The 22,362-nt window shown below is 53.0% G+C and carries 20 protein-coding genes and 1 rRNA gene; 12 read left to right on the forward strand and 9 right to left on the reverse strand.

What is annotated here, in order from left to right:
* The first annotated feature begins 175 nt into the window (after positions 1 to 175).
* Positions 176 to 291: ribosomal RNA gene (gene rrf, locus INT19_RS15590) — 5S ribosomal RNA — on the forward strand.
* A 151-nt stretch (positions 292 to 442) separates the two neighbouring features.
* On the opposite strand, the gene INT19_RS15595 is transcribed toward rrf, so the two are convergent.
* The 4 genes from INT19_RS15595 to flgA all read right to left on the reverse strand — a co-directional run bounded on the left by INT19_RS15595 (position 443) and on the right by flgA (position 2,793).
* Positions 443 to 1,186 (reverse strand): SDR family NAD(P)-dependent oxidoreductase, encoded by a 744-nt coding sequence (locus INT19_RS15595; RefSeq protein WP_193061438.1) that lies wholly within the window; start codon positions 1,184 to 1,186, stop codon positions 443 to 445.
* A 78-nt stretch (positions 1,187 to 1,264) separates the two neighbouring features.
* Positions 1,265 to 1,714 carry a flagella synthesis protein FlgN gene (locus INT19_RS15600; RefSeq protein ID WP_193061439.1) on the reverse strand — a complete coding sequence of 150 codons (450 nt, stop codon included), beginning with the start codon at positions 1,712 to 1,714 and terminating at the stop codon, positions 1,265 to 1,267.
* A 10-nt stretch (positions 1,715 to 1,724) separates the two neighbouring features.
* Positions 1,725 to 1,991 (reverse strand): flagellar biosynthesis anti-sigma factor FlgM, encoded by a 267-nt coding sequence (gene flgM, locus INT19_RS15605; protein ID WP_038480118.1) that lies wholly within the window; start codon positions 1,989 to 1,991, stop codon positions 1,725 to 1,727.
* A gap of 85 nt (positions 1,992 to 2,076) precedes the next feature.
* Complete coding sequence (flgA, locus tag INT19_RS15610; protein WP_193061440.1) at positions 2,077 to 2,793, reverse strand: flagellar basal body P-ring formation chaperone FlgA; 717 nt, start codon at positions 2,791 to 2,793, stop codon at positions 2,077 to 2,079.
* 194 nt (positions 2,794 to 2,987) lie between these two features.
* Between flgA and flgB the strand changes: the two genes are divergently transcribed.
* Genes flgB through INT19_RS15630 form a run of 4 tightly spaced genes read left to right on the forward strand, consistent with a single transcriptional unit; the run spans position 2,988 to position 6,714 of the window.
* A complete protein-coding gene (gene flgB / locus INT19_RS15615; RefSeq protein WP_193061441.1) occupies positions 2,988 to 3,419 on the forward strand; it encodes a flagellar basal body rod protein FlgB in 432 nt (143 codons plus the stop codon).
* Between the two features lie 24 nt (positions 3,420 to 3,443).
* A complete protein-coding gene (gene flgC, locus INT19_RS15620) occupies positions 3,444 to 3,854 on the forward strand; it encodes a flagellar basal body rod protein FlgC (RefSeq protein ID WP_038480124.1) in 411 nt (136 codons plus the stop codon).
* Positions 3,855 to 3,856: 2 nt separating this feature from the next.
* On the forward strand, positions 3,857 to 4,651 hold the full coding sequence (locus INT19_RS15625) for a flagellar hook capping FlgD N-terminal domain-containing protein (protein WP_193061442.1): 795 nt from the start codon (positions 3,857 to 3,859) through the stop codon (positions 4,649 to 4,651).
* A 23-nt stretch (positions 4,652 to 4,674) separates the two neighbouring features.
* A complete protein-coding gene (locus INT19_RS15630) occupies positions 4,675 to 6,714 on the forward strand; it encodes a sensor domain-containing diguanylate cyclase (RefSeq protein ID WP_193061443.1) in 2,040 nt (679 codons plus the stop codon).
* Positions 6,715 to 6,723: 9 nt separating this feature from the next.
* Here INT19_RS15630 and INT19_RS15635 read toward each other — a convergent pair whose 3' ends face one another.
* Positions 6,724 to 7,281, reverse strand: a complete 558-nt coding sequence (locus INT19_RS15635; protein WP_193061444.1) for a hypothetical protein — start codon at positions 7,279 to 7,281, stop codon at positions 6,724 to 6,726.
* A 208-nt stretch (positions 7,282 to 7,489) separates the two neighbouring features.
* Here INT19_RS15635 and INT19_RS15640 point away from each other — a divergent pair, with 208 nt between their 5' ends.
* Both INT19_RS15640 and INT19_RS15645 read left to right on the forward strand, forming a co-directional pair.
* Entirely contained in the window at positions 7,490 to 9,601 is a 2,112-nt protein-coding gene (locus INT19_RS15640; protein ID WP_120385953.1) for an adenosylcobalamin-dependent ribonucleoside-diphosphate reductase, read from the forward strand.
* A 59-nt stretch (positions 9,602 to 9,660) separates the two neighbouring features.
* Complete coding sequence (locus INT19_RS15645; protein ID WP_193061445.1) at positions 9,661 to 10,458, forward strand: ribonucleoside-diphosphate reductase; 798 nt, start codon at positions 9,661 to 9,663, stop codon at positions 10,456 to 10,458.
* Positions 10,459 to 10,585: 127 nt separating this feature from the next.
* Here the strand turns inward: INT19_RS15645 and INT19_RS15650 are convergent, their stop codons facing one another.
* Positions 10,586 to 11,326 carry a Crp/Fnr family transcriptional regulator gene (locus INT19_RS15650; RefSeq protein ID WP_193061446.1) on the reverse strand — a complete coding sequence of 247 codons (741 nt, stop codon included), beginning with the start codon at positions 11,324 to 11,326 and terminating at the stop codon, positions 10,586 to 10,588.
* A gap of 173 nt (positions 11,327 to 11,499) precedes the next feature.
* On the reverse strand, positions 11,500 to 14,349 hold the full coding sequence (gene uvrA / locus INT19_RS15655; protein ID WP_193061447.1) for an excinuclease ABC subunit UvrA: 2,850 nt from the start codon (positions 14,347 to 14,349) through the stop codon (positions 11,500 to 11,502).
* 171 nt (positions 14,350 to 14,520) lie between these two features.
* On the opposite strand from uvrA, the gene INT19_RS15660 reads away from it, so the two are divergent.
* The 4 genes from INT19_RS15660 to INT19_RS15675 all read left to right on the forward strand — a co-directional run bounded on the left by INT19_RS15660 (position 14,521) and on the right by INT19_RS15675 (position 18,408).
* Positions 14,521 to 15,900: an MFS transporter gene (locus INT19_RS15660; RefSeq protein ID WP_193061481.1), complete on the forward strand. Its 1,380-nt coding sequence runs from the start codon at positions 14,521 to 14,523 to the stop codon at positions 15,898 to 15,900.
* A 169-nt stretch (positions 15,901 to 16,069) separates the two neighbouring features.
* Positions 16,070 to 16,729 carry a single-stranded DNA-binding protein gene (ssb, locus tag INT19_RS15665; protein WP_125744875.1) on the forward strand — a complete coding sequence of 220 codons (660 nt, stop codon included), beginning with the start codon at positions 16,070 to 16,072 and terminating at the stop codon, positions 16,727 to 16,729.
* Positions 16,730 to 16,786: 57 nt separating this feature from the next.
* Entirely contained in the window at positions 16,787 to 17,677 is an 891-nt protein-coding gene (locus tag INT19_RS15670) for a sugar nucleotide-binding protein (RefSeq protein ID WP_125744877.1), read from the forward strand.
* Entirely contained in the window at positions 17,674 to 18,408 is a 735-nt protein-coding gene (locus tag INT19_RS15675) for a lysophospholipid acyltransferase family protein (protein WP_193061448.1), read from the forward strand. The genes INT19_RS15670 and INT19_RS15675 overlap by 4 nt, the downstream gene beginning before the upstream one ends.
* 88 nt (positions 18,409 to 18,496) lie before the next feature.
* Here the strand turns inward: INT19_RS15675 and fabB are convergent, their stop codons facing one another.
* Together fabB and fabA are read right to left on the reverse strand one after the other, a co-directional pair.
* Positions 18,497 to 19,714 (reverse strand): beta-ketoacyl-ACP synthase I, encoded by a 1,218-nt coding sequence (gene fabB, locus INT19_RS15680; protein ID WP_193061449.1) that lies wholly within the window; start codon positions 19,712 to 19,714, stop codon positions 18,497 to 18,499.
* 12 nt (positions 19,715 to 19,726) lie between these two features.
* Positions 19,727 to 20,242, reverse strand: a complete 516-nt coding sequence (fabA, locus tag INT19_RS15685) for a 3-hydroxyacyl-[acyl-carrier-protein] dehydratase FabA (RefSeq protein WP_038480285.1) — start codon at positions 20,240 to 20,242, stop codon at positions 19,727 to 19,729.
* Between the two features lie 276 nt (positions 20,243 to 20,518).
* On the opposite strand from fabA, the gene INT19_RS15690 reads away from it, so the two are divergent.
* Entirely contained in the window at positions 20,519 to 22,360 is a 1,842-nt protein-coding gene (locus tag INT19_RS15690; protein ID WP_193061450.1) for a putative bifunctional diguanylate cyclase/phosphodiesterase, read from the forward strand.
* The last annotated feature ends 2 nt before the right edge of the window (positions 22,361 to 22,362 follow it).

The following is a 22,362-nucleotide window of genomic DNA, read 5'->3' on the forward strand; positions in this document are numbered from 1 at the left end:
CTTGACCCTATAACACCCAAGGGGTCTGGTCGCAGTGATAACGAGACGAGTGTGAAGACACTCAGAGAACCGGATACGCGAATCAAGCCCAACGTGACACACGAAGGGCTTGAGACGAAAGAGACGCCACAAAACATCAGTAACATGTTCAGCATGATATACATTAAAAGTTACGCCTGACGACCATAGCACGCGTGAACCACCTGATCCCATGCCGAACTCAGAAGTGAAACCGCTTAGCGCCGATGGTAGTGTGGGGTCTCCCCATGCGAGAGTAGGTCATCGTCAGGCACTTATTGAGAAACCCCGGCCATTTGGTCGGGGTTTTGCTTTTTAGGGGTCTCCCCTGGAGAGTAGCGGAGCGCCGCCCGGATCATCGTCAGGCACTTTTACTAAAAATCCCCCAGGGCTTGCGCCCTGGGGGATTTTTTTTGCCTAACATTTACCATTCGATAGGCTTGCCAGCCCAATCCCAGAAGCTGCCGGTATCTTTGGGGGTGCGTTGAGACATTACTTTCAATAATTGTTCAGCGACGAAATCAGGTGTAAATAGCTTTTCGCTGGGTACACGAGCCTGGAAAGGTTTCGACAGCGATGTATCTGTGGTGCCTGGGTGCAGGCACAATACAATGGACTGCTTGTTCAGTCGTTTGAGTTCGATGGAGATGGTCTTCATTAACATGTTGTGCGCTGCTTTACTGGCACGGTAGCTGTACCAGCCGCCATGCCCATTATCGCCAATAGATCCAACGCGTGCCGATAAGCTGGCGATGGTAACCGGGTGCTTGCCCTGCAATGCGCTAATCAATAGGGCAGGTGTGGCTGCATTAACATGCATAACATGAGCGAATGATGCTTCATCTAACTGCTCTAAGCGTTTCTCAGGCTGCACATTACGCGCCTCATCATGCAGCGTACCAATAGCATTGAATAGCAGGTGTACCGGGCGACCGTTTAACTGTTGGCAAAGAGTCTCACGGCCTGATTGTGTGATGATATCGACGTTCACCACCTCAACGGGTGCGCCTTGAAAAGATGGGTCTTGAGAAGCAATAGGTGAACGGCTTACGGCAACGACATTACCCACATGGGTATCGGCAAGCAGCCTCTTAATAATAGCGTTACCTATGCCGCCATTGGCACCGATGACAACAGCGGTAAAGTTTTCTGGAAGGTGGGAAAGCATTCTTCGGCTCCAATTGTGAATATCATTGTTCACATTGAAGCTTCTTGTATAGGTTTTGTCTATGAATGTGCGGAAATACTAGGCAGATGCGTTAAAGCGACCTGGTTGGGCATTGTTGCGCCCATTTGGCTTATAGAGGGTTTTTTCAGCAATTTGGCGAATGTAATCCAGCATTTCCTGGTTATGCTTCATTCTAAGCGATAGCATTTGCCCAGTTAATTCGTTCATGCGTGATACGCGTTCGCTTTTTTCGAGCAAGCTTTCCCAGGTAGCCAAGCAGCCAGCATCGTTAGCGGCTTGCTTGGCGCCAAGGGCGCCGTCTGCATAGCCAAGCTTTGTTTGCACGCTTCGGCGCAATTGCTCAATGCGTTCTAGCTCAATTAGCAGCGCCTGCTTTTTTAGGGCTATAGCAGCGAGAGCGTCGCCGTCAATGCTGCCCTTAGTGAGCTGTGCTTGTTCATCTGAGAGCAGCAGCACTAATTCATCAAGGCGTTGCAATTGATCTGAGAGCAGTCGTGAAAGACCCATAATAGTTCGCTTATAAATCTTTTAAATTAGCAATTAAGCCATCAGCAATGCGATCCGCACGAATCTCTAGCTTCCCTTCACGAATAGCTTCGCGAATTTCCTCAACTTTTGCCGTATCGATATCGTGTGAGCTATCCGTATGCGTTTGGCTAAGTTGCGTTGCTGATCGTGTCGCGCTGTCTGCTTCGGCTGGCTTATTGCCGCCTATTTTCTGTGCTTCATCACGCTGCTGCGCCTGATTAGAACGTAGCAACGGATTAATGTTATCGATTTTCACGTTGTTTGCCTCATCGTCAACGTTGGTGCGGCATGCGCTGTATTACCTACTATCGGCCTGGGTAGTAAGGACTTTAGGCATTAGATTAAAAATCTATCACCAATGTTCCTTGACCAATGACGCGTGCGGTGACTAATTCCCGCGTATCAAAGCGCACACGGATACGTTCGCCTTGTGCACCATCAGACAAGGCCTCTCCTTCGCGTGACACTCGGAAACCAGCGCCTTCTGCTATGACAGTGACGCGCTGCCCTCGTTTCACCACTTGAGGCGCTTGAAGGTAATGGGGCTGGAAAGTGCTGCCACTACGAATAGGACGCTGTGCGACCATACCGATAATATCGTCTTGGTTGGTAAGTGCTTGGGCGGCTAGATCCCCAAGATTGCCTTCTCGTGATGTCAGCATATCACTCGTGATGAGCGTGCCCCTATCAATATCCTGGCCAGCCACAGCGTAGCTGCCAATGATATCAATCTGCGCCTGAATATACCGCACTTGACGACGATTTTCGCCACAGCGCACACCGACCGAAACACGCCCGAGAGGGGATTGATTAGCATTCGGGAAAAAGGGGTCGGGTGCAATGCACTCAGGCAAATGTGCAGAGGGAGGTGAGATATCAATCAACACTTCCTGCCCAAGCGATTGAGATTCTTGATAAAGAAACTGCTGAACGGTATCCATCAACAGTTGGTTATTCGCATGCGCGTGAAATGAAAAGCCAAGGCTGAGCAGTGATAGGCAAAGTATTTGCTTAAGAGTCGCCAGATAGGATCGCGTTGGGCGCAGCGGGTGTGGCATGGGAGAGTCGCTCAATCGAAGGGAAGCAGATGATAATCATCAACCGTGCAGTGTAGTGCAAAAGTACCCTGTGCATCATATGAAATGCTGGTGTAAACGGCAGCTGTTCCATGCTTTAGGCTGACGAAGCGAAGCCTATTATTCATCATCAATAATATCCGTTTTAATTTGCCTCTCAGCGAACGAGGATTGGCATGATTGATCAGCTTGAATCTGCCTTTAACTATCACCAGCAGGCACTGGGCTTGCGTCAAGCGCGTCATGACGTGCTGGCAGCCAATATTGCCAATGCCGATACGCCTAACTATAAAGCGCGCGATCTCGACTTTGCCAGTGAGTTAAAGAAGGCCGTTGCGGGCAGCCAGCCACAGCAACAGCAAAATGGCGCACTGACGCTTGCACGAACGTCAGAACATCATCTGCAAGGTGAAGGCCCAGCATGGCGTGGTGTAGGCAGTGCAGAGCTGCTTTATCGCATCCCCGATCAGCCCAGCTTGGATGGCAATACGGTCGATATGGATCGTGAGCGGACACAGTTTGCAGACAATGCTGTTCGTTACCAAGCCGCACTCACCATCATGAATCGCCGAATTCAGGGCCTGAAAAACGCGATGCAGCCGGAATAACCGAGCGGTAGGAGAAAGTAATCTATGTCGATGTTTTCAGCCTTTGATATTGCTAGTTCGGCCATGAGCGCCCAGGCGCAGCGTATGAATGTTACCGCTAGCAATATGGCCAATGCCGACAGCATTGCAGGCCCTGATGGAGAGACTTATCGGGCCAAACAAGTGATGTTTGAAACCCAAGCGCACAATAATCGATATGGCGTCGGTGGCGTACGTGTCACTGAGGTAGTGGAAGACGACGCTCCGCTACGTCTGCAATACATGCCAAACCATCCTGCTGCGGATGAAGAAGGCTATGTCGCCAAGCCCAATGTTGAACCTGTGCATGAAATGGTCAACATGATCTCGGCGTCGCGCTCCTATCAAGCCAACGTAGAAGTGTTCAACACAACGAAGCAGATGATGGTGCAGACGCTATCACTGGGTGAGGGTTAATTATGAGCACAATCGACCCGACAACACTTTCGGCAATTAATGGCGGCGGCAGTGGTTCCCAGTTAAAGCAGAGCGCATCAGATGAGTTGCGTAGCAGTTTTCTAACGCTGCTGATTACTCAGCTACAGAATCAAGATCCGCTGAATCCGATGGAGAATGCGGAAATGACCTCCCAGATCGCACAAATTAATACGGTAAGTGGGATTGAAGAGCTGAACACCACTTTGCAGAGCATTACTAGCCAAATGGATGCCAACCAAGCACTGCAAGCAAGTGGCTTGATTGGCCAAGGTGTGATGGTGCCTGGCAACAAGGTCATGCTAGAGCAGGATAGTGAAGGAAAGTCTTATACGACACCGTTTGGTGTCGAGCTTGCTAAACCCGCCGACCAGCTTACCGCAGTGATTGTTGGCCAAGGTGGCGAGGTGATCAGACGCTATAACTTGGGTGCGGTAGAGGCTGGTGTGCAGTCTTTCCAGTGGGACGGTAAAAACGAACAGGGCGAAGCCGCTGCCAGTGGTCGTTACACGGTTCAGCTAGAGGCTCAAGATGCTGAGGGTGAAACACTAGACTCAACCGCATTGAACTATGCGGTTGTTAATAGTGTGACCCCTAATCTCTCGGTAGGGCGCGCCATTGCGGTGGTCCAGTATCTTGAGCGCCAGGGAGTTGCTATTTCACGTATGCGGGCAGTCGGTTACGCCGATACCCAACCCATGGAAAGTAACGCAACGCCGGAAGGTAGATCCGCCAACCGGCGCGTTGAACTGTTGCTAAGGCAGCAGACTGAGGGGTAAAGAGATTTCTTGAGGCCATCTCTGTGTCGAAGCATCACTCGCTACTACAGTCGTTCGGTGCATTACTGGTGCTCGATGCTGACTGTCGGCGCATACAGGCATTTAGTAGCAACTTTGTTGAATTGCTGAGAGTAAGCCTTCCTGAAGGGCGTCTCGCAACGCTCTCCAGCGTTCTAGGCAAGCGCTTAAGCCAGCGCGTACGCTATGAGCTCCAAGGTCAGCAGCGTTTGCCGGGGCCTCTCACCTTTAAGTGTCCCGCTCGATCAAACCGTTTCCAGTTACATGCTTACCGTGCCGGTGCGCATGTGTTAGTTGAGATAGAACCCCTTCATTCCCTCGGTAAGCAGCGTCTGCTTGGCACGGTGAACGAACGCCTGATGCGCTTAGCGGAAGCGACCCATCAAGAAGAGCTACTTGATTACCTAGTGATGTCGGTACAAGAATTAACCGGGCATGACCGGGTGTCTGTATGCCATTTCGATAGTGACTGGCATGGTTTGATCGTAGCCGAGTCGTTAGCTAAAGGGCGCGCTCAGTCGAGTGTCGAATTAGCGGCGGTTCGTTTGCCTGCCTTGTTAGGGCAACGCTTTCCCGCCAAAGACTTCCCCATTGCATTACGGCGTGCCTATGAGCGCCATCCGGTGCGGCTGATCCAAGATGTCGCAGCACCCTACGAGCACTTACTGCCAGCGAGTGTGGTGGTAGATGTAAGTGACAGCTTCTTGCGTGCCCCTGCCCCTGAGCGTCAACAGTACTTACAGCGACTTGGCGTGCGCGGCGCATTAAGCGTGGCCATGCAGGGAGATACCGGCCTTTGGGGGCTGCTATTCTGCCACTCGGCAGCGCCTTACCCCGTAGCGCCGCCCGTACGAGATGCGGTACGCACCTTGGTGCAAATGGCTACGCAGCGGCTGTTACTGCTGAGAGCTCGCCAAGAGGCGCGCTATTTGCAGCGCGTACAAGATAGCCTGGTGCTTTCAAGTAATAATCGCTTAAAGCCTCAGGGGCCTTATCAGCTGTTTGCGGAGCATGCCGAGACATGGAAGTCGCTCTTTCGTGCCAATGGCGTTGCGTTATGGGTGAAAGGCAGTATCTATCAATCAGGCAATACGCCCAAGCCGGAAACGATCGGCCAACTGGTCACGCGGATTGAAAAATCCCATATCCATAGTGGCCCATGGTGTACCCAAGAGACAGCCAAAGAGCCGCTAACATGCTCTTTAGACATGCTAGAGCAGAGTGGAGTACTCGCCGTGCCGCTGCCTACCGATCCTGCTCAGCGCGGCTGGCTGATGTTTTTTCGTCCTGAGCAAGTGGAAACGCTCTACTGGGCGATGCAGCCCTCTTCAGCATCCCTGCCACCTATGATGATGTCGCCTTCTGACGCGTGGTGCGAGGAGGTCACAGGAAAAAGCGAAGCCTGGCAACGGGTTGAGCGGCTAGCCGCGATAGATTTAGGAGAAGATTTAACGCTGGCCATTTCTGCTTATGAGATCAGCACGCTCAATATGCATCTGGAGCGCGAGCGTAAAGCGCTGGCAGAAGCGAATCAGCGGTTAGAGCAGTTGGCACATTTTGACCCGCTCACTCAGGTGTGGAACCGCTACCGCATCGAGCAGGCTATTGATGCAGAGCTGGTAGCAGCAAAACGCTATGGGGCGGCTTTCGCGCTGTTGTTATTTGACGTCGACCATTTTAAACAGATCAATGACACCCTCGGCCATAGCGTGGGCGATGATGTGCTGATTTCGCTAGCACGCATGGTGGAAAGTTCACTGCGGGGCTGTGATCATTTGGGGCGCTGGGGAGGGGAAGAGTTTGTGGTATTGGCGACCCACTCCAGTATTGAAGCCGCCGAAGGGCTTGCTGAACGATTACGTGGGCTAGTGGCAACACTGCAGGTGAAGGGCTTGGGCCAACCGATAACGGTCAGCATCGGTGTCGCAGTATGGCAGCCCGATGATAGCTGCAAGACTATCATCGCCCGGGCCGATGCTGCGATGTACCGAGCTAAACATAATGGGCGTAACCGCGTTGAAATCGCTGACAAAAGCGTGCAGTGACACGCGCTATCATTGGTCGTCGGCGCGGTCGCATAAGCGCTGTATTCTCGCTATGGCATCATCAGCACCGTCAAGACTAAAGGTCATATACCAAGGGTCGCTATCCTGTTGATCGAAACCAATAAACAGCTGCTCTCCCTGGCTCATTTGCGCCATTAATGTTTGCAGGTCGCTTAGGTAGAAGTGCGCATAAAACCCATCATCGCCACGCTCGGTAATAAACTCGGCCATGGTATCAATGATAGGCGTATCATCCACCCGGATCCTGGTAGGCACTAAGTTAACCGCGCGACTTTCGCCTTGCTGTTCAGCCAGCGTGACCCGCATTTCCAGCCATGGTAAGTCGCAAACACCTTGGGTTGCGTTCAAACTCAAGGTGGCATCCGAATAGCTATGAGTTTCCACGGCGCGAAAGTGCCGCTCACTGCCTAACGTTAACGCCATTGACTGCCAATGATCGTGGGGCTGTTCGGCATCAATATTGAACGTTGCTGCCATGCTAGGCAGCGCAGTGCTGGAAAGTAGGGCGCTGAAGGCCGCTAACGCAAAAGGCTTTAAAGTAGGCATAGGGGTGGCATCGCACAAGAAAAACATTAGCCTATCGTTTGTTGAAGATAAGCAAAAGGTAACGCGCTGATTTTTCTATATGTAGTAGTCTTTAACAAGAAAAATGCCGCATATAGTGTAAAGTCAAGTCTATACTTCATAGTCGCAGAACGTATAATCGCACCGTTTTGAGCGCTAATTTCACCCCGTTGTGAAGGAGTTTCGCGACATGAGCACCGCAGCAAAGGCTATGAAGACTTCGAATGACGTCCCACTACAGGTTCCCTCAAAAGATATCTGGGATGCTAAATATCGGTTAAAAGATCGCCATAGCCAACCTGTTGATCAGGATGTGGGTGCTACCTTTGAGCGTGTCGCGCGAGCGTTAGCGGCGGTTGAAGGTGACAATGCTAACGAGTGGCTGCCAAAATTCCGCTGGGCGTTAGAAAACGGCGCTATTCCTGCCGGACGAATCCTTTCCAATGCGGGCGCTGAAGCCTACAAACCTGCGGTCAGCCTGATTAACTGCACGGTTTCGCGCACTATTCGCGACTCTATGCGCGATATTCTCGACTCCGTCGTTGATGCTGGCATGACGTTGAAGTCTGGCGCCGGTATTGGCTACGACTTTTCGACGCTGCGCCATAAGGGAGCGTTTGTGTTTGGCGCTGGTGCTGGCACTAACGGGCCGCTGGCGTTTATGGATATCTACGACAAGATGTGTTTCACCGTGGCATCCGCAGGTGGACGTCGAGGCGCTCAGATGGGCACCTTCGACGTTGGTCATCCTGATGTTCGTGAGTTTATCCAAGCTAAGCGAGAAGCTGGTCGTCTGCGCCAGTTCAACCTTAGCCTGTTGATTACCGACGAATTTATGGAAGCAGTGAAGCACAACGCCGACTGGCCGCTGGCGTTTCCATTGCACCCTGGTGAAAAAGACGATGTCAAAGCGGGTGATTTGATTTATCGCGACTGGCCCGTCATTGAAGAGGGCTATACGGTCGACGATGAAGGCCGCGTGGCTTGCCGTGTCGTTGAAGTCATTAAAGCGCGCGAGTTGTGGGACACCATTATGTCCTCGACCTATGACTACGCTGAACCTGGGTTTATTCTGATTGATCAAGTCAATCGCATGAACAATAACTGGTTCTGCGAAGATATCCGCGCGACCAACCCATGTGGCGAGCAGCCGCTGCCGCCAGAAGGCGCTTGTCTGCTGGGATCGGTCAACCTGACCAAGTTTGTGATTGAGCCGTTTAGTGACAAGCCACGCTTTGATTGGGAACGCTATCGCAAGGTGGTAGCGATCTTCACTCGCATGCTCGATAACGTCGTGGAAATTGCTGGCTTGCCACTGCCGCAGCAACAGCGTGAGATTGAAGCCAAGCGCCGCCACGGCATGGGCTTTTTGGGGCTTGGTTCAACGATGACCATGCTTAAAATACCCTATGGCTCTCAAGCGTCGCTGGCCTTTACCGAAGAAGTTAGCCGCCACCTCGCGCTGGAAGGCTGGAAGCAAGCGCTAGAGCTGTCTAAAGAGAAAGGCATGGCGCCTGTGCTTGAGCAAGAGCATACGATTACACCGAAGATGATGCGTGAGCGCCCCCAACTCGCTGCCGATGGTTATGAAGTGGGTGATAAAGTACCAGGACGTATTCTGCATGCCCGCTATAGCCAGTATATGGCGAAAGTGGCTGAGCTCGATCCTGAGTTGGTCACACAGTTGGCGGAACATGGTGCACGGTTCACCCACCACAGCTCTATTGCGCCCACTGGTACGATTTCGCTATCGATGGGTAATAATGCCTCTAACGGCATTGAACCCTCGTTCTCGCACCGTTATTTCCGCAATATCATTCAATCGGGTAAGAAAACCAAAGAGCAGGTTGAGGTTGTCTCGTTTGAGTTAGCCGCTTATCGTCACTTTATTGCCGCCGATGCGGTGGAAAGCGATTTACCCGACTACTTTATTACCGCAGACTCAGTGTCGCCTGAGCAGCATGTGGCCGTGCAGGCGGCCGCTCAGCAGTGGATTGACTCGGCAATCTCTAAAACAGTTAACGTGCCGACAGAGTTCCCGTTTGAGAAATTCCAGGATCTCTACCTCCAGGCGTATGAGAGTCGCTTAAAAGGCTGCACCACGTTCCGCTTCAACCCAGAGGCATTTCAGGGCGTTCTGGTACGCGAAGATGATTTAAAAAATACCACCTACGTGTTTGAACTGGAAAATGGCGAAACCTTAGAGCTGGCCGGCGATGAAACGGTGGTTTATGACGGTGAAGAGCATAACGCCGCCAACCTGTTTGATGCCTTAAAAGAGGGCACCTACGGCAAATGGTAAGGGCGGGCTACGCCTTGCTACGAACATCGCCCGACACCCTTTGCTAAGTGGAGAACACCATGGCTGTAGAAATTACCTCAAAAATCGTTGGTTACCGTATCAAGCAGCAGGAGCAAACAACGCCAGCCCCTGAGCTACCGGAAGAAGACCCGCTAACGGTCAGGATCCCCTCGCGTCCAGAGGGAACGTTAGAAGCGGTATCCGAAAAGATCTCTTACGTGGGTGCGGAAGGCCGCAAAAAAGTTTACCTGCTGGTCTCTTTTATGCCGGTAGAAGGCGTGGTAGGTGGCCGACGTGTGGTGATTGAGCGCCCGGTCGAGTTCTTTTTCCCATCAGGACAGCTTTCCAGCGAACATCAGTGGATTACGGCGACGATGCGTAGTCTTTCCCTTGCTGCGCGTGGGGGCTATGTCACCCAAGCGGTGGCTGACTTACGCAAAGTGGCGTGGGATAAAGGCTTAGTGCGCTGTGGTATGAACCGTTGGAACAAGCCTATGTTCCACGATTCCGAAGTGGCGGCGATTGCTTGGTCGATCCAGCAGATTCTTTATCGGCGCGGTTTCTTGGATCAGGATGGTAACCAAGTACCGGTAGAGTTGCTGGTAGAGCGTTATGCGCACCGTATGCAGCATGGCCATGCTTGGCAGCCACCGGCCGACGAGCCAGACACAAGCCCGGCGATTGGAGCCGTGGAGTCGCTGGGCGGTGCCGCTGAGCAGCAAGAAAACGCCGTAAAAAAGCCTGAAGGCAGTGGCCCTGCAACCGTGGGTAACTGTCCTGAGTGTCGCGGTGAGCTTATTATGATGGATGGCTGTCCAACCTGCTACGCAGGCTGCGGTTGGTCTAAGTGCGGCTAAGCCAGATAAGCCCACTAGAACGCTAACGAACAACGCCGCGTGGTCTAGAGAACCACGCGGCGTTGCTTGTTTTGAGAACAAAAAGTTTTAAGAACAGAAAACCTGCCGCTGATTTAGGCGCTAAGGCTCAGGCGCTAATAAGTAGCGGCCTGACGTTATCGGTTAAATAACAGTCGTCGAATTCCCCCTCGGTAGCCAAGGCCTTTAAATCGGGAATAGTGACGTTATGACGGTCACGGAATACCAAGCTATCTTCACTCAATGCACTAAACGTGCGGCTCACATGAACAGGGCTTAAGCCCAGAATGTCGGCTAACTGCTCTTGAGAAAGTGGCAAGCGGAACTGTCCGCTGATGTCATGGTTGGTTTGGCGTAAGCGTAGATACATTTCATGGAGAAAGTGGGCCATTTTTTGTCTAGCGCTACGCCGCGCTAAGTTGATCAGCCGTTCCGTGAGTAGAGCCTGGTGGCGACTGCCAATAGCAAACATCACCGAGGTCAGCGTTAGTGACTGACGAAACAGCTCTAACATGCGCTTATGGGGGAAATGACAGACCACGCCGTCAGTAATCATGCGCACGTTTTCCAGCCGCCTGGAAAACGCAAACTCTCGCAAACCGATAATATCGCCAGGTAAAAATACTTCCAGAATTTGCCGATCGCCGTTTTCTAAATGTCGATAGGAGTAAGCCCAGCCACTGCGCAAGGTGCAAAACTCATTCGCGGGGGCGTCAACTTCCCACAGCAGTGAACCTGCTTTGATATCAGTAGGGCTCTCTTCCAATTCGATTAATAGTGCTTTTTCTGCTTCAGTGAGTGAGCAGTAGTGACTGAAGTGACTAATAATGCAGCTGTTATCCTGATCCACAGCTTCCTTCTCCTGAAAGATTAGCAACGATTAACAAGCCGCGTTGTTGTTTAATATAAACAGAGCCGTCCTATGTTGCTTGGTCTTTTCTGCTCTCTTGTCGTCCTAGGGGGAGGGGCAAGCGTATCGCTGTCATTTTCCAGGGTGAGTATCAACCCACCCTGGAAGTGGCTCTAGGCGGTTTTTTTGACACGATTACCGCGTTTTAACAATGGTGCCAGGAAATGCCCGGTATGGGAAACGCTCTGCTTGGCAATCTGCTCTGGGGTTCCTTCGGCAATAATTTGCCCACCGCCAGAGCCACCTTCTGGGCCAAGATCAATAATCCAGTCGGCCGTTTTGATCACATCCAGGTTGTGCTCGATCACCACAATAGTATTGCCGTGGTCGCGCAGGCGATGGAGTACCGTGAGTAGCTGACGGATGTCCTCAAAATGTAGGCCGGTGGTTGGCTCATCTAAGATATAAAGTGTTTTTCCGGTGTCACGTTTGGCTAGCTCACGGGCCAGTTTGACACGCTGCGCTTCACCGCCAGACAAGGTGGTGGCACTTTGTCCTAGGCGAATATAGGAAAGGCCTACATCCAACAGGGTTTGTAAACGACGAGCGATAGCAGGCACTGGGCTGAAGAACTCCAGAGCATCTTCTACCGTCATGGCCAGCACTTCGTGGATTGTTTTGCCTTTGTAGTGGATATCCAACGTTTCGCGGTTATAGCGCTTGCCTTTACACACATCGCAAGGCACATAAATATCCGGCAGGAAGTGCATCTCTACCTTAATCATACCTTCGCCCTGGCATGCTTCGCAGCGGCCGCCTTTAACGTTAAAGCTGAAGCGGCCTGGCTTGTAGCCCCGCGAACGCGCTTCCTGAGTGCCCGCAAACAGCTCACGAATCGGGGTGAAAATACCGGTATAGGTGGCTGGGTTTGAGCGCGGCGTACGACCGATAGGACTCTGGTCAATATCGATCACTTTATCAAGCTGATCAAGCCCCTCTACTTTCTCATAGGGAGCCGGGGTCAAGGTAGTCGCGCGGTTAAGCTCGCGGGCCGCAATCGGCATCAGGGTGCCGTTGATCAGCGTCGACTTGCCCGAGCCGGAAACCCCCGTGACGGCAATAAACAGCCCCAACGGGAGGCTGATGGTGACGTCCTGCAAGTTGTTGCCAGTCGCGCCGCGCACCACCAACTGTTTTTCAGGGTTGCCAGGAATGCGATAGGGGGGAACGGCAATTTCCCGTGTTCCCGATAAGTACTGGCCCGTCAGCGAATTGGGGTTGTCCATCACGTCTTGAGGGGTGCCCTGGGCGACGATTTCACCGCCATGGACACCTGCACCTGGGCCGATATCCAGGACATGGTCAGCCGCACGGATCGCGTCTTCGTCATGCTCGACGACAATCACCGTATTACCCAAATCCCGCAGGCGCTCCAAGGTTTTCAATAAGCGGTCGTTATCCCGCTGGTGAAGGCCGATAGAAGGCTCGTCAAGAATATACATGACCCCTACTAGCCCCGCGCCAATTTGGCTGGCAAGACGAATCCGTTGGGCTTCACCGCCTGAGAGCGTGTCAGCACTGCGCTCAAGGTTCAGATAATCCAGCCCGACATTGACCAAAAACTCTAGGCGGGCATGAATTTCGTTAACGATTTTGTCGGCAATTTCGCCTTTGCGGCCCGGTAGGGAAAGCTCGGCAAAGTAGCGCCACGCTTCGCCGATAGGTAAATGCACAATATCGGCAATGTTATGGTCATCGACAAACACATGGCGTGACTCCTTGCGCAGCCGCGAGCCGCCACAGGTAGCGCAGGGCTGCACGGCGATATACTTGGCCAGATCGTCACGCACCATGTTGGATTCGGTTTCCCGATAGCGGCGCTGCATATTGGGTAATACGCCTTCAAAGGCGTGCTCGCGCGTCACCTTGCGGCCACGGTCCCCCACATAGACAAAGGGAATTTGTTCGCTGCCACTGCCATTTAAAATAATCTCACGCTCATGGCTGGCCAGCTCAATCCATGGCGTTTCAAGCTCAAACTGGTAATGTTTAGCCAGCGCCTGGAGCTGGGTAAAGTAATAAATATTGCGCCGATCCCAGCCCTTAATCACGCCTTCTGCTAGCGAAAGTTCCGGATGGCTAATCAACTTGTCGGGGTCAAAATATTGCTGAACGCCTAAGCCATCACAGGTGGGGCAAGCCCCCGCTGGGTTGTTGAACGAAAACATCCGCGGCTCAAGTTCAGAAAGCGAATAGCCACATACCGGGCAGGCAAAGCGTGCCGAAAAGGCAAGATCTTGCTGGTCGCCATCCATAAAGTGGATCATCGCCGTGCCGTCGGCGAGATTAATGGCGGTTTCAAACGATTCTGCCAGACGCTGGGCAATATCATCGCGTACTTTAAAACGGTCAACCACTACGCTGATATCGTGTTTCTTGCGCTTGTCGAGCGGGGCAATATCGTCAAGCTCTAGCACTTGGCCATCAATCTGTACCCGAACGAAGCCTTGAGCCCGCAATTCTGCCAGCAGTTGCAGGTGCTCCCCTTTACGGCCTTTCACCACCGGCGCCAGCAGCATTAGCCTGGTGCCTTCGGCCAGATTCATGACTTGGTCGACCATTTGGGAAATGGTTTGTGCTTCCAGTTCTTCGCCGTGCTCTGGACAGCGTGGTGTGCCTGCCCGGGCGAACAGTAGACGCAGGTAGTCGTAAATCTCGGTAATTGTGCCGACGGTAGAGCGTGGGTTGTGGGAAGTGGATTTCTGCTCAATAGAGATCGCAGGTGAAAGCCCTTCGATGTGATCTACATCGGGTTTTTCCATCATCGAAAGGAACTGACGCGCATAGGTGGAAAGTGACTCCACATAGCGGCGTTGTCCCTCAGCGTAGAGCGTATCGAACGCCAGCGACGACTTACCTGAGCCAGAAAGGCCGGTAATGACGATAAGTTTGTCGCGGGGCAGCTCCACATCGATCTGCTTGAGGTTGTGGGTGCGTGCACCCCTGACCAGAATGCTGTCCATCAACACCTCGAATCGCGTGGCAAAAGCGTAATTATACGTTTGCTGTCCCCCTTCCGGCAAAGCTCCATATCGATATGCTGTCAGCGCTTGGCGTTTCCAGCGTGGATACAAAGCGCTAGAATGGACGGTTATCTCGGGCTGTTCAGCCTCTTTATTGACCACAAGGGTATTATGCGCAAGGTTTCCGCACTGCTGCTGGCCACTGAACGCCGTGCAATCAGCGGCTTAGCCGGGCTTTATGCGTCTCGTATGCTGGGGCTGTTTATGGTGCTGCCGGTGTTGGCGCTATATGCCGACACCTTAAGTGGCGCTACCCCCCTGCTAATTGGTGTCGCATTAGGTGTCTATGGGCTAACTCAGGCAACGCTACAGATTCCCTTTGGCCTGCTGTCAGACCGCATTGGTCGTAAACGCGTTATTGCCATGGGCCTACTGATCTTCGCCGTAGGAAGCGTGGTCGCTGCGGTGGCCGACTCCATTGGCGGGATTATTTTGGGCCGTGCGTTGCAGGGCTGTGGAGCCGTTGCTGCAGCGATTATGGCGCTATTAGCAGACCAAACCCGTGAGCAGGTGCGAACGGCGGCGATGGCCACGATTGGGCTCTCCATTGGCGTATCGTTTGCTATCGCCATGGTTCTTGGCCCCTGGCTGGCGGCCTGGGCGGGTCTGGCGGGCGTTTTTTGGTTTACGGCGCTGTTAACGCTGGTCGGTTTAGTGGTGCTTTGGCGATGGGTGCCACCCGCCCCCCGCCGTTTGCGCCACCGCGATGTGGGGATGGATCGCCAGCAGTTTAAAAGTGTTATTACGCGCCCCGATTTATGGCGGCTAGATCTGTCGATTTTTTCGCTGCATCTGGTGTTAATGGCGATTTTTGTTGCTGTTCCTTTCCGCCTGTTAAATGCAGGCGTTGCGATTGAGTATCACGGGCTGGCTTACCTAGCGATTATGGCGCTGTCATTTATTGCCATGGTGCCGCTGGTGATCGTGGCAGAGAAATACCAGCGCATGAAATTAATATGCCTGCTGGCAATCGGCGCCATCGTCATTAGCTTGGGCAGCCTGGGGCTGCCATTCTCCCAAGAGAGCTGGCTATTCGCATGGCTATTTGTTTTTTTTACAGGATTTAACTTGCTCGAAGCCACGCTGCCGTCAATGCTCAGTAAGCTGGCTCCCGCGGGTGCTAAAGGCACGGCGATGGGGGTGTACTCGACCAGTCAGTTTTTGGGCGCTTTTTTAGGAGGCACGCTGGGTGGCTTGTTGTCGAACCTATGGGGGCTTGATGCGGTGTTCTTCGGCTGTGCAGGGCTGGCGCTGCTATGGTGGCTGGCAATGTGGCGCATGCCGTCACCACCGCCTCTCTCCAGTGAGGTCGTAGCACTACACGATACACAGCCTGATGCATTAAATCTGTTGATGGAGCATCTAGCCGATGTCGTGGGTGTGGAAGATGTGATGGTGGTGCCGGAAGAGCGCTTGATGTACCTAAAAGTGAACCGCAAAGAACTCGATCAAGCAGCGCTGAGCAGGTTGCTATCACCACCTAAGACGTAACGACCATTTCTGATTATTGGTACAGCAAGCGTTTACACCTCCAGGTTTAAACACATACCGAAGCTTTTACACACATTTGCTGCATGGCATTCAGGCCTGTCAGCCGTATCAGTGATACCCTTGAGGGCACTGGTATTGATATATGACCGATTATTGAAAGGAGCGACCTATGGCGCGCGGTATTAACAAAGTCATTTTGATTGGTAATCTGGGCCAAGACCCTGAAGTACGCTTTACGCCCTCCGGAACGGCGGTAGCAAACCTGAATTTGGCGACGTCTGACACCTGGATGGACCGCCAAAGTGGACAGCGCCAAGAGCGTACCGAGTGGCACCGCATTGTGTTGTTCAATAAGACCGCTGAGATTGCCCAGCAGTACCTGAAAAAGGGCTCTAAGGTCTACATTGAAGGTCGTCTACAAACCCGTAAGTGGCAAGACCAAAACGGTCAAGATCGCTACAGCACGGAAATTGTGGCCAACGACATGCAGATGCTAGATAGTCGTGGCGGCGATTTCCAGGGTGGCGGAGCACCTCAAGGTGGTTACGCACAAAATAACCCTGCACAAGGCGCACCAGCCCAGCAGCAACACGCGCCGCAGCACCCCGCTCCTCAGCATTCGGCCTCTCAGGGGCATCAGGGTGGCGGTATGCCTCAGCAGGGTGGTTACCCTCCCCAGGGCGGTGCTCCTCAAGGTAACTATGGCGGCGCGCCCCAGCCTGCTCGTGGGCCACAACACAGTCAGCCAGCTCCCGCCAATCAAAACAGCAATTATGGGGCTCCGGATCCAGGCAACTTCGATGATTTTGACGACGAAATTCCGTTCTAGCGCCTGAACTGAATAGTTCGCTACATTCCAGGGGTTAGGTGAGGGGGAGGTTCTGTTTTGAAGCTGCTGATACTAGATGCGGGGCACTGCTTAAGTTTGGCATTAGCCCGGGAAGCCAGTCGTCGAACGGATACAGAGCTTGTTATTGAGCAGGGGACCACGATTACCTCTGCTCAACTCCAAGCGATTACACCTGATGCGGTGATTATCCCCCCATTAGCGCACCCGCTCAGTATGGCGCCTGCCGATGTAATGGCACATGCCGATGCCGTTGATGCCTGCGTCGATGCCTGCCAAGCACAAGGCATTGCGCTGGTGTGGTGTGTTTCAGACCAACTTTACGAAGATGGTTTTGAAATTCCCATCGATGAACATGTGGTGCCTGCCCCTCGGGATGAAAGCCTGCGCCGCTTAGTGCAAGCGGGTGACCGTATTCGTGCTGGGTATCACCGGCATCTCATTGTTCGCTTAGGTCCCTTGTTTGCGCTGGAAGGCAGCCATGCGTGGCTAAACGAGATAATCGATAGCTTGATGATTGGCCAGCCTGCTCGCGCCGCTGAAGATGTTATTTTTTGCCCGACGTCTGCCGACGCTGTCGCCATGGCGTTGATTGGCATGCTACAGCAGCAAGTCTGTGGTGCCGATGCTTGGGGGGCTTACCACTTAGCGGGCACCGAGCCGGTTAGTGCGTTTACGTTTACCTCAATGGTTCGCACCCAACTGGCAACCCATCTGGAAGGCCGCGGTGAAAGCGTAGCCCTTGGTGAAGTACAAGCACTTAACCATCACCATGATGCCAAGCTGCGGCGAGTCCTTAATTGCCGCCGTGTGCTTGATGTGTTTGGTGTCCATCAAAAGCCATGGCGGCTGGAGGTAGGGCGAATGCTGGATGCGTGGTGTTTGATGCGGGAACAACAGCAGGGTGAAGGGACAGGAGAGTTGGCTTGATCAATCTGGTTCGCAGCTTGGTTTTTTATGTGGGATATTTTTCTGCCATGCTGTTGATTGGCATTCTTTTTTTGCCAATTGCGCCGTTTTTGCCTTTGGCTGCCCGTTATCGTTTGCTAAACCTCTATAACCATTTTTTGATAGCGTGGTTCAAAATTGCGTGTGGCGTGCGCTACGACATTCAGGGGCGAGAAAATATTCCAGCGGGCCCTTGTGTGATCCAGGCCAACCATCAATGCGAGTGGGAAACGGTGTTTCTGCAGGTGATGAAGCCACCCGTTTGCACGGTATTAAAGCAGGAGTTGTTGCGACTGCCTATATTTGGTTGGGGGTTACGCTTGTTGCGACCGATTAGTCTGGACCGCTCTAAGCCTGCCCGCGCTATGAAGCAGGTGTTGACCCAGGGCGTCGCGCGACTGGGAACTGGGCTGTCAGTGCTTATTTTTCCAGAGGGAACGCGTGTCGACCCAGGGGTTCGAAAGCGCTACAACAAGAGCGGTAGCGTGGTGGCCTGCCGAGCAGGCGTGCCAGTGCTGCCAGTGGCGCATAATGCTGGTGAACGCTGGCCTGGACGCCATTGGGTAAAGCGTCCCGGTGTTCTTCGGGTGCGTATTGGTGCGCCTATCGAGACGGCAGGCCGGACACCCGATGAGGTGCTGATGGATGTTGAAGCCTGGATAGAGGGGCAGCTGCAAGAGATTTCAGAGGTGCCGCGGCCTACGTCTCGTTAAGATCAGCAATCTTTCGATGACTATAAAAAACGGCGCCTTAAGGCGCCGTTTTTTATAGCGTACTGCACATGCACTGCATGACTAGGAATTAGCCATCAAAGCGCTGAAATACCAAGCAAGCGTTAGTGCCGCCAAACCCAAAGCTGTTGGAAAGCACACGGTCGATGGTAACGCCATCACGTCGCTCTCTAACGATGTCGAACCCATCCGCCTGCTCATCAAGATGCTCGATATTAGCTGAGGCAGCGACGAAGTCATTTTGCATCATTAGCAGCGAATAAATCGCTTCTTGAACGCCGGTTGCGCCTAACGAGTGGCCGGTAAGCGACTTGGTTGAGCTCATAGCAGGTGTGGTATTGCCAAACACCTCACGGATCGCCTTCAGTTCAGCCACATCGCCGACCGGCGTAGACGTGCCGTGGGTGTTAATATAATCAATATCACCCTCAACCGTCGCCATGGCCTGACGCATGCAACGCGTCGCACCTTCCCCGGAAGGGGCAACCATATCGTGGCCGTCGGAGGTGGCGCCGTAGCCCACCAATTCGCCGTATATCTTGGCGCCGCGGGCTTTAGCATGCTCCAGCTCTTCAAGCACTAACATGCCACCGCCACCAGCAATGACAAACCCATCGCGCGCTTGATCATAAGGGCGAGAGGCTTTCTCAGGCGTATCGTTGTAATGAGTTGAAAGGGCACCCATCGCATCAAATAAGCAAGAAAGGGTCCAGTGCTCTTCTTCGCCACCACCGGCAAACACGATATCCTGCTTACCAAGCTGGATTTGTTCCATCGCACTACCAATGCAGTGAGCAGACGTCGCGCAGGCGGATGAGATAGAGAAATTAACGCCTTTAATCTTAAATGGCGTTGCCAAGCATGCCGACACGGTGCTGCCCATCGTGCGGGTAACACGGTATGGCCCCACACGACGTAGGCCTTTTTCGCGCATGACATCGGCGGCTTCTACCTGATTCGCGCTGGATGCCCCGCCAGACCCGGCTATAAGCCCAGTCCGTTCGTTGGACACCTGCTCTTCAGAGAGCCCCGAATCGTCAATGGCTTGTGCCATAGACACATAGGCATACGCTGCCGCGTCGCCCATAAATCGGCGAAGTTTGCGGTCAATGAGGGAATCAAGGTCGATGTCGACGCTACCCGCTACATGGCTACGGAAGCCGCGTTCGGCGTACTTTTCCTTAAAACGAATACCGCTGCGCCCGTTTTTGAGCGCGTCTAAGACCTGTTGCTGGTCGTTGCCTAAGCACGATACGATGCCAAGGCCGGTGACTACCACTCGTCGCATGGGAGCCTCCTGTCAGAAATTCGCAGTGGAGGTGAATAGGCCAACGCGCAAATCATTAGCCTGGTATATATCGCGTCCGTCGACGGATACAGTGCCGTCGGCGATGCCTAGAATAAGCCGACGGGTAATAATGCGCTTCACATTAATGTGATATGTCACTTTTTTCGCGTCGGGTAGAATTTGGCCGCTGAATTTTACGTCGCCACAGCCCAGTGCACGTCCACGGCCTGGGTGGCCAAGCCAACCCAGGTAGAAACCCACAAGCTGCCACATGGCATCTAGCCCCAAACAGCCTGGCATGACTGGGTCGCCGGGGAAGTGGCAATCAAAAAACCACAGGTCCGGGGTGATGTCCAGTTCGGCAATTAGCTCGCCTTTACCATGCACACCACCTTCTTCGTGAATGTGCATGATGCGGTCAAGCATCAGCATATTGGGAGCCGGAAGCTGTGCGTTGCCTGGGCCGAATAGCTCGCCGCGCGAGCAGGCCAGCAGTTCTTCGCGATCAAAGGAATGTTGCTTGGTCACTGAATCGTTCCGAGTATCAAGATGGTAGTTGGGTCTAGTCTACTTCCCGAAACCTCTGAATGCACGTTGTTGGGCACTTATCGTGTTTTCTCTACAGCTTTTTACCTGCCTGCCGATAGAGGTTGTTAGTATTTCGTTATTTCAAATACGCGATTCTGCACAATAAACGCCCTATTGACGTAATATGGTGTATCCATGTTTTTTTGTTAAGCGGCATGATGCCAGATCTGTAACCCATGCCCTGTTTGGCTCATTTATAGGACACACTAAACCGCCATGTGGCTGCCTGTTTCTCTTAATCGTCCGCTGGTATGGATGGCGTTAATAGCGCTGCCCGCTTGTGTGTGGGTGCCTGACTCGGCGTTACGTATGGTGGCGGCCAGCTTGGTTGCATTTGGTATGTGGGATGCTTGGAACCAAATACGCCAACAATATTTACGGCTACGCCTTTCGCAAGATGCCATAGGGTTGGCGAGTGACGCCATTGTCATCAGCGATGTGCATAATCGCGTCTTGACGGTCAATCCGGCCTTTACTCAAATTACCGGCTTCGAAAGTCAGGAAATGATTGGCCGTAAGCTAGAGACGTTAGCGGCTCAGCGTCACGATAAAGCGTTTTATCGGACGTTTTGGAGCACGCTAAAGGCGACTGGCCGTTGGGAGGGCGAGATGTGGAATCGCCGCAAGCACGGTGATGAGTATCCCGAGTGGCTAAAGGTCCGTGCGGTTACCGACAAACGCGGCAAAATTACTCACTTCATCAGTCTCTTTACCGATATTTCCTCCCAAAAAGCCCGCGAGCGTGATTTGCGCCGAATTGGTTATGAAGACCCGCTAACGGGGTTGCCAAACCGGCGCCGCTTACACGATCTGATGTCCTCTCGGCTGCGCCATCTGCGTGCAGGTGAAAGCTTGGATATGGCGTTGATTGATATTGACGGGCTCAAGTCGGTGAATGACAGCTTAGAGGTCGAGCAGGGTGACCGCTTGTTAGCGCGCTTTGCCCAACGATTAACGGGTTATATGGCTGGCAGCGTAGTGGGTAGGTTGGGTGGTGATGAATTTATGGTGATTCGCACGACCACCTTCGACGACCATGATCAGTGGGTAGCGACCTTGCGTGAGCACATGAGCCGACCATTCGAAATAAAAGATCAATCGCTACGTCTGGGGTTAACGATAGGTAGCTGTCGCGCCCCTGAAGATGGCAATGATTCCGGCGTGCTTTTTCAGCGGCTAGAGTCTGCCTTATATAGTGCCAAGCGCTTAGGGCGTAATCTCAGCCAGCGGTTTCGCCCCGCGCTGGATAAACAAGATAACCCCCAGCTTGCTCTGGTCAGCGATTTGCGGGCCGCGTTGATATCCGGTGACCAGTTGGAGCTGCATTACCAAACGCAGCATCACCCAGGAACTGGCGATTTAGTGGGTATGGAAGCGCTGCTGCGCTGGCGTCACCCTGAGGATGGCATGATCTCGCCAGGCGACTTTATACCGCTTGCTGAACGTCATGGACTGATGGCCGAACTCGGTAGTTGGGTGATCGAAAAAGCCTGTGCCCAGCAGGCGCATTGGCAATACAGCGGTATGCCAAAAGTGACGGTATGGGTCAATATTTCTGCGCTGCAGCTTTTTCAGGGAGACCTGGAAACTCAGCTGTCTAGTTGTTTAGAACGCTACCAGCTAAAAACGTCGCAAATTGGCTTGGAATTGACAGAATCTGTTTTGCTGGACGAGCGTGCCGGGGATATGGGGCCTCGCCTGCAGGCGCTGCGTAACCAGGGCTATGCGATTGCCATCGATGATTTTGGTACTGGCTATTCATCGCTTGGTTATTTGAAACGACTGCCGGTAGATAAAATTAAGCTAGATCGTGCGTTTATTCGTGAACTGCCTCATGACCAAGCGGATGCCGCTATTGTAACGGCCGTGTTGGCGATGGCAGAGGGGATGGGACTGGAAGTGGTCGCCGAAGGCGTAGAAACTCAGGAGCAGTGTCAGTTTCTGGTTAACGCCGGCTGTACGTTAGTGCAAGGATTCTATTTTGCGAGGCCCTTACCTGCTGCGGAGCTTGAACAGCGTTGGGCGCCGCGCATACTGGCTGAATCAGTGCCCTCGTGAAT

Source organism: Halomonas sp. 3A7M (genome assembly GCF_014897875.1).
In the GTDB taxonomy this organism is placed as follows: domain Bacteria; phylum Pseudomonadota; class Gammaproteobacteria; order Pseudomonadales; family Halomonadaceae; genus Vreelandella.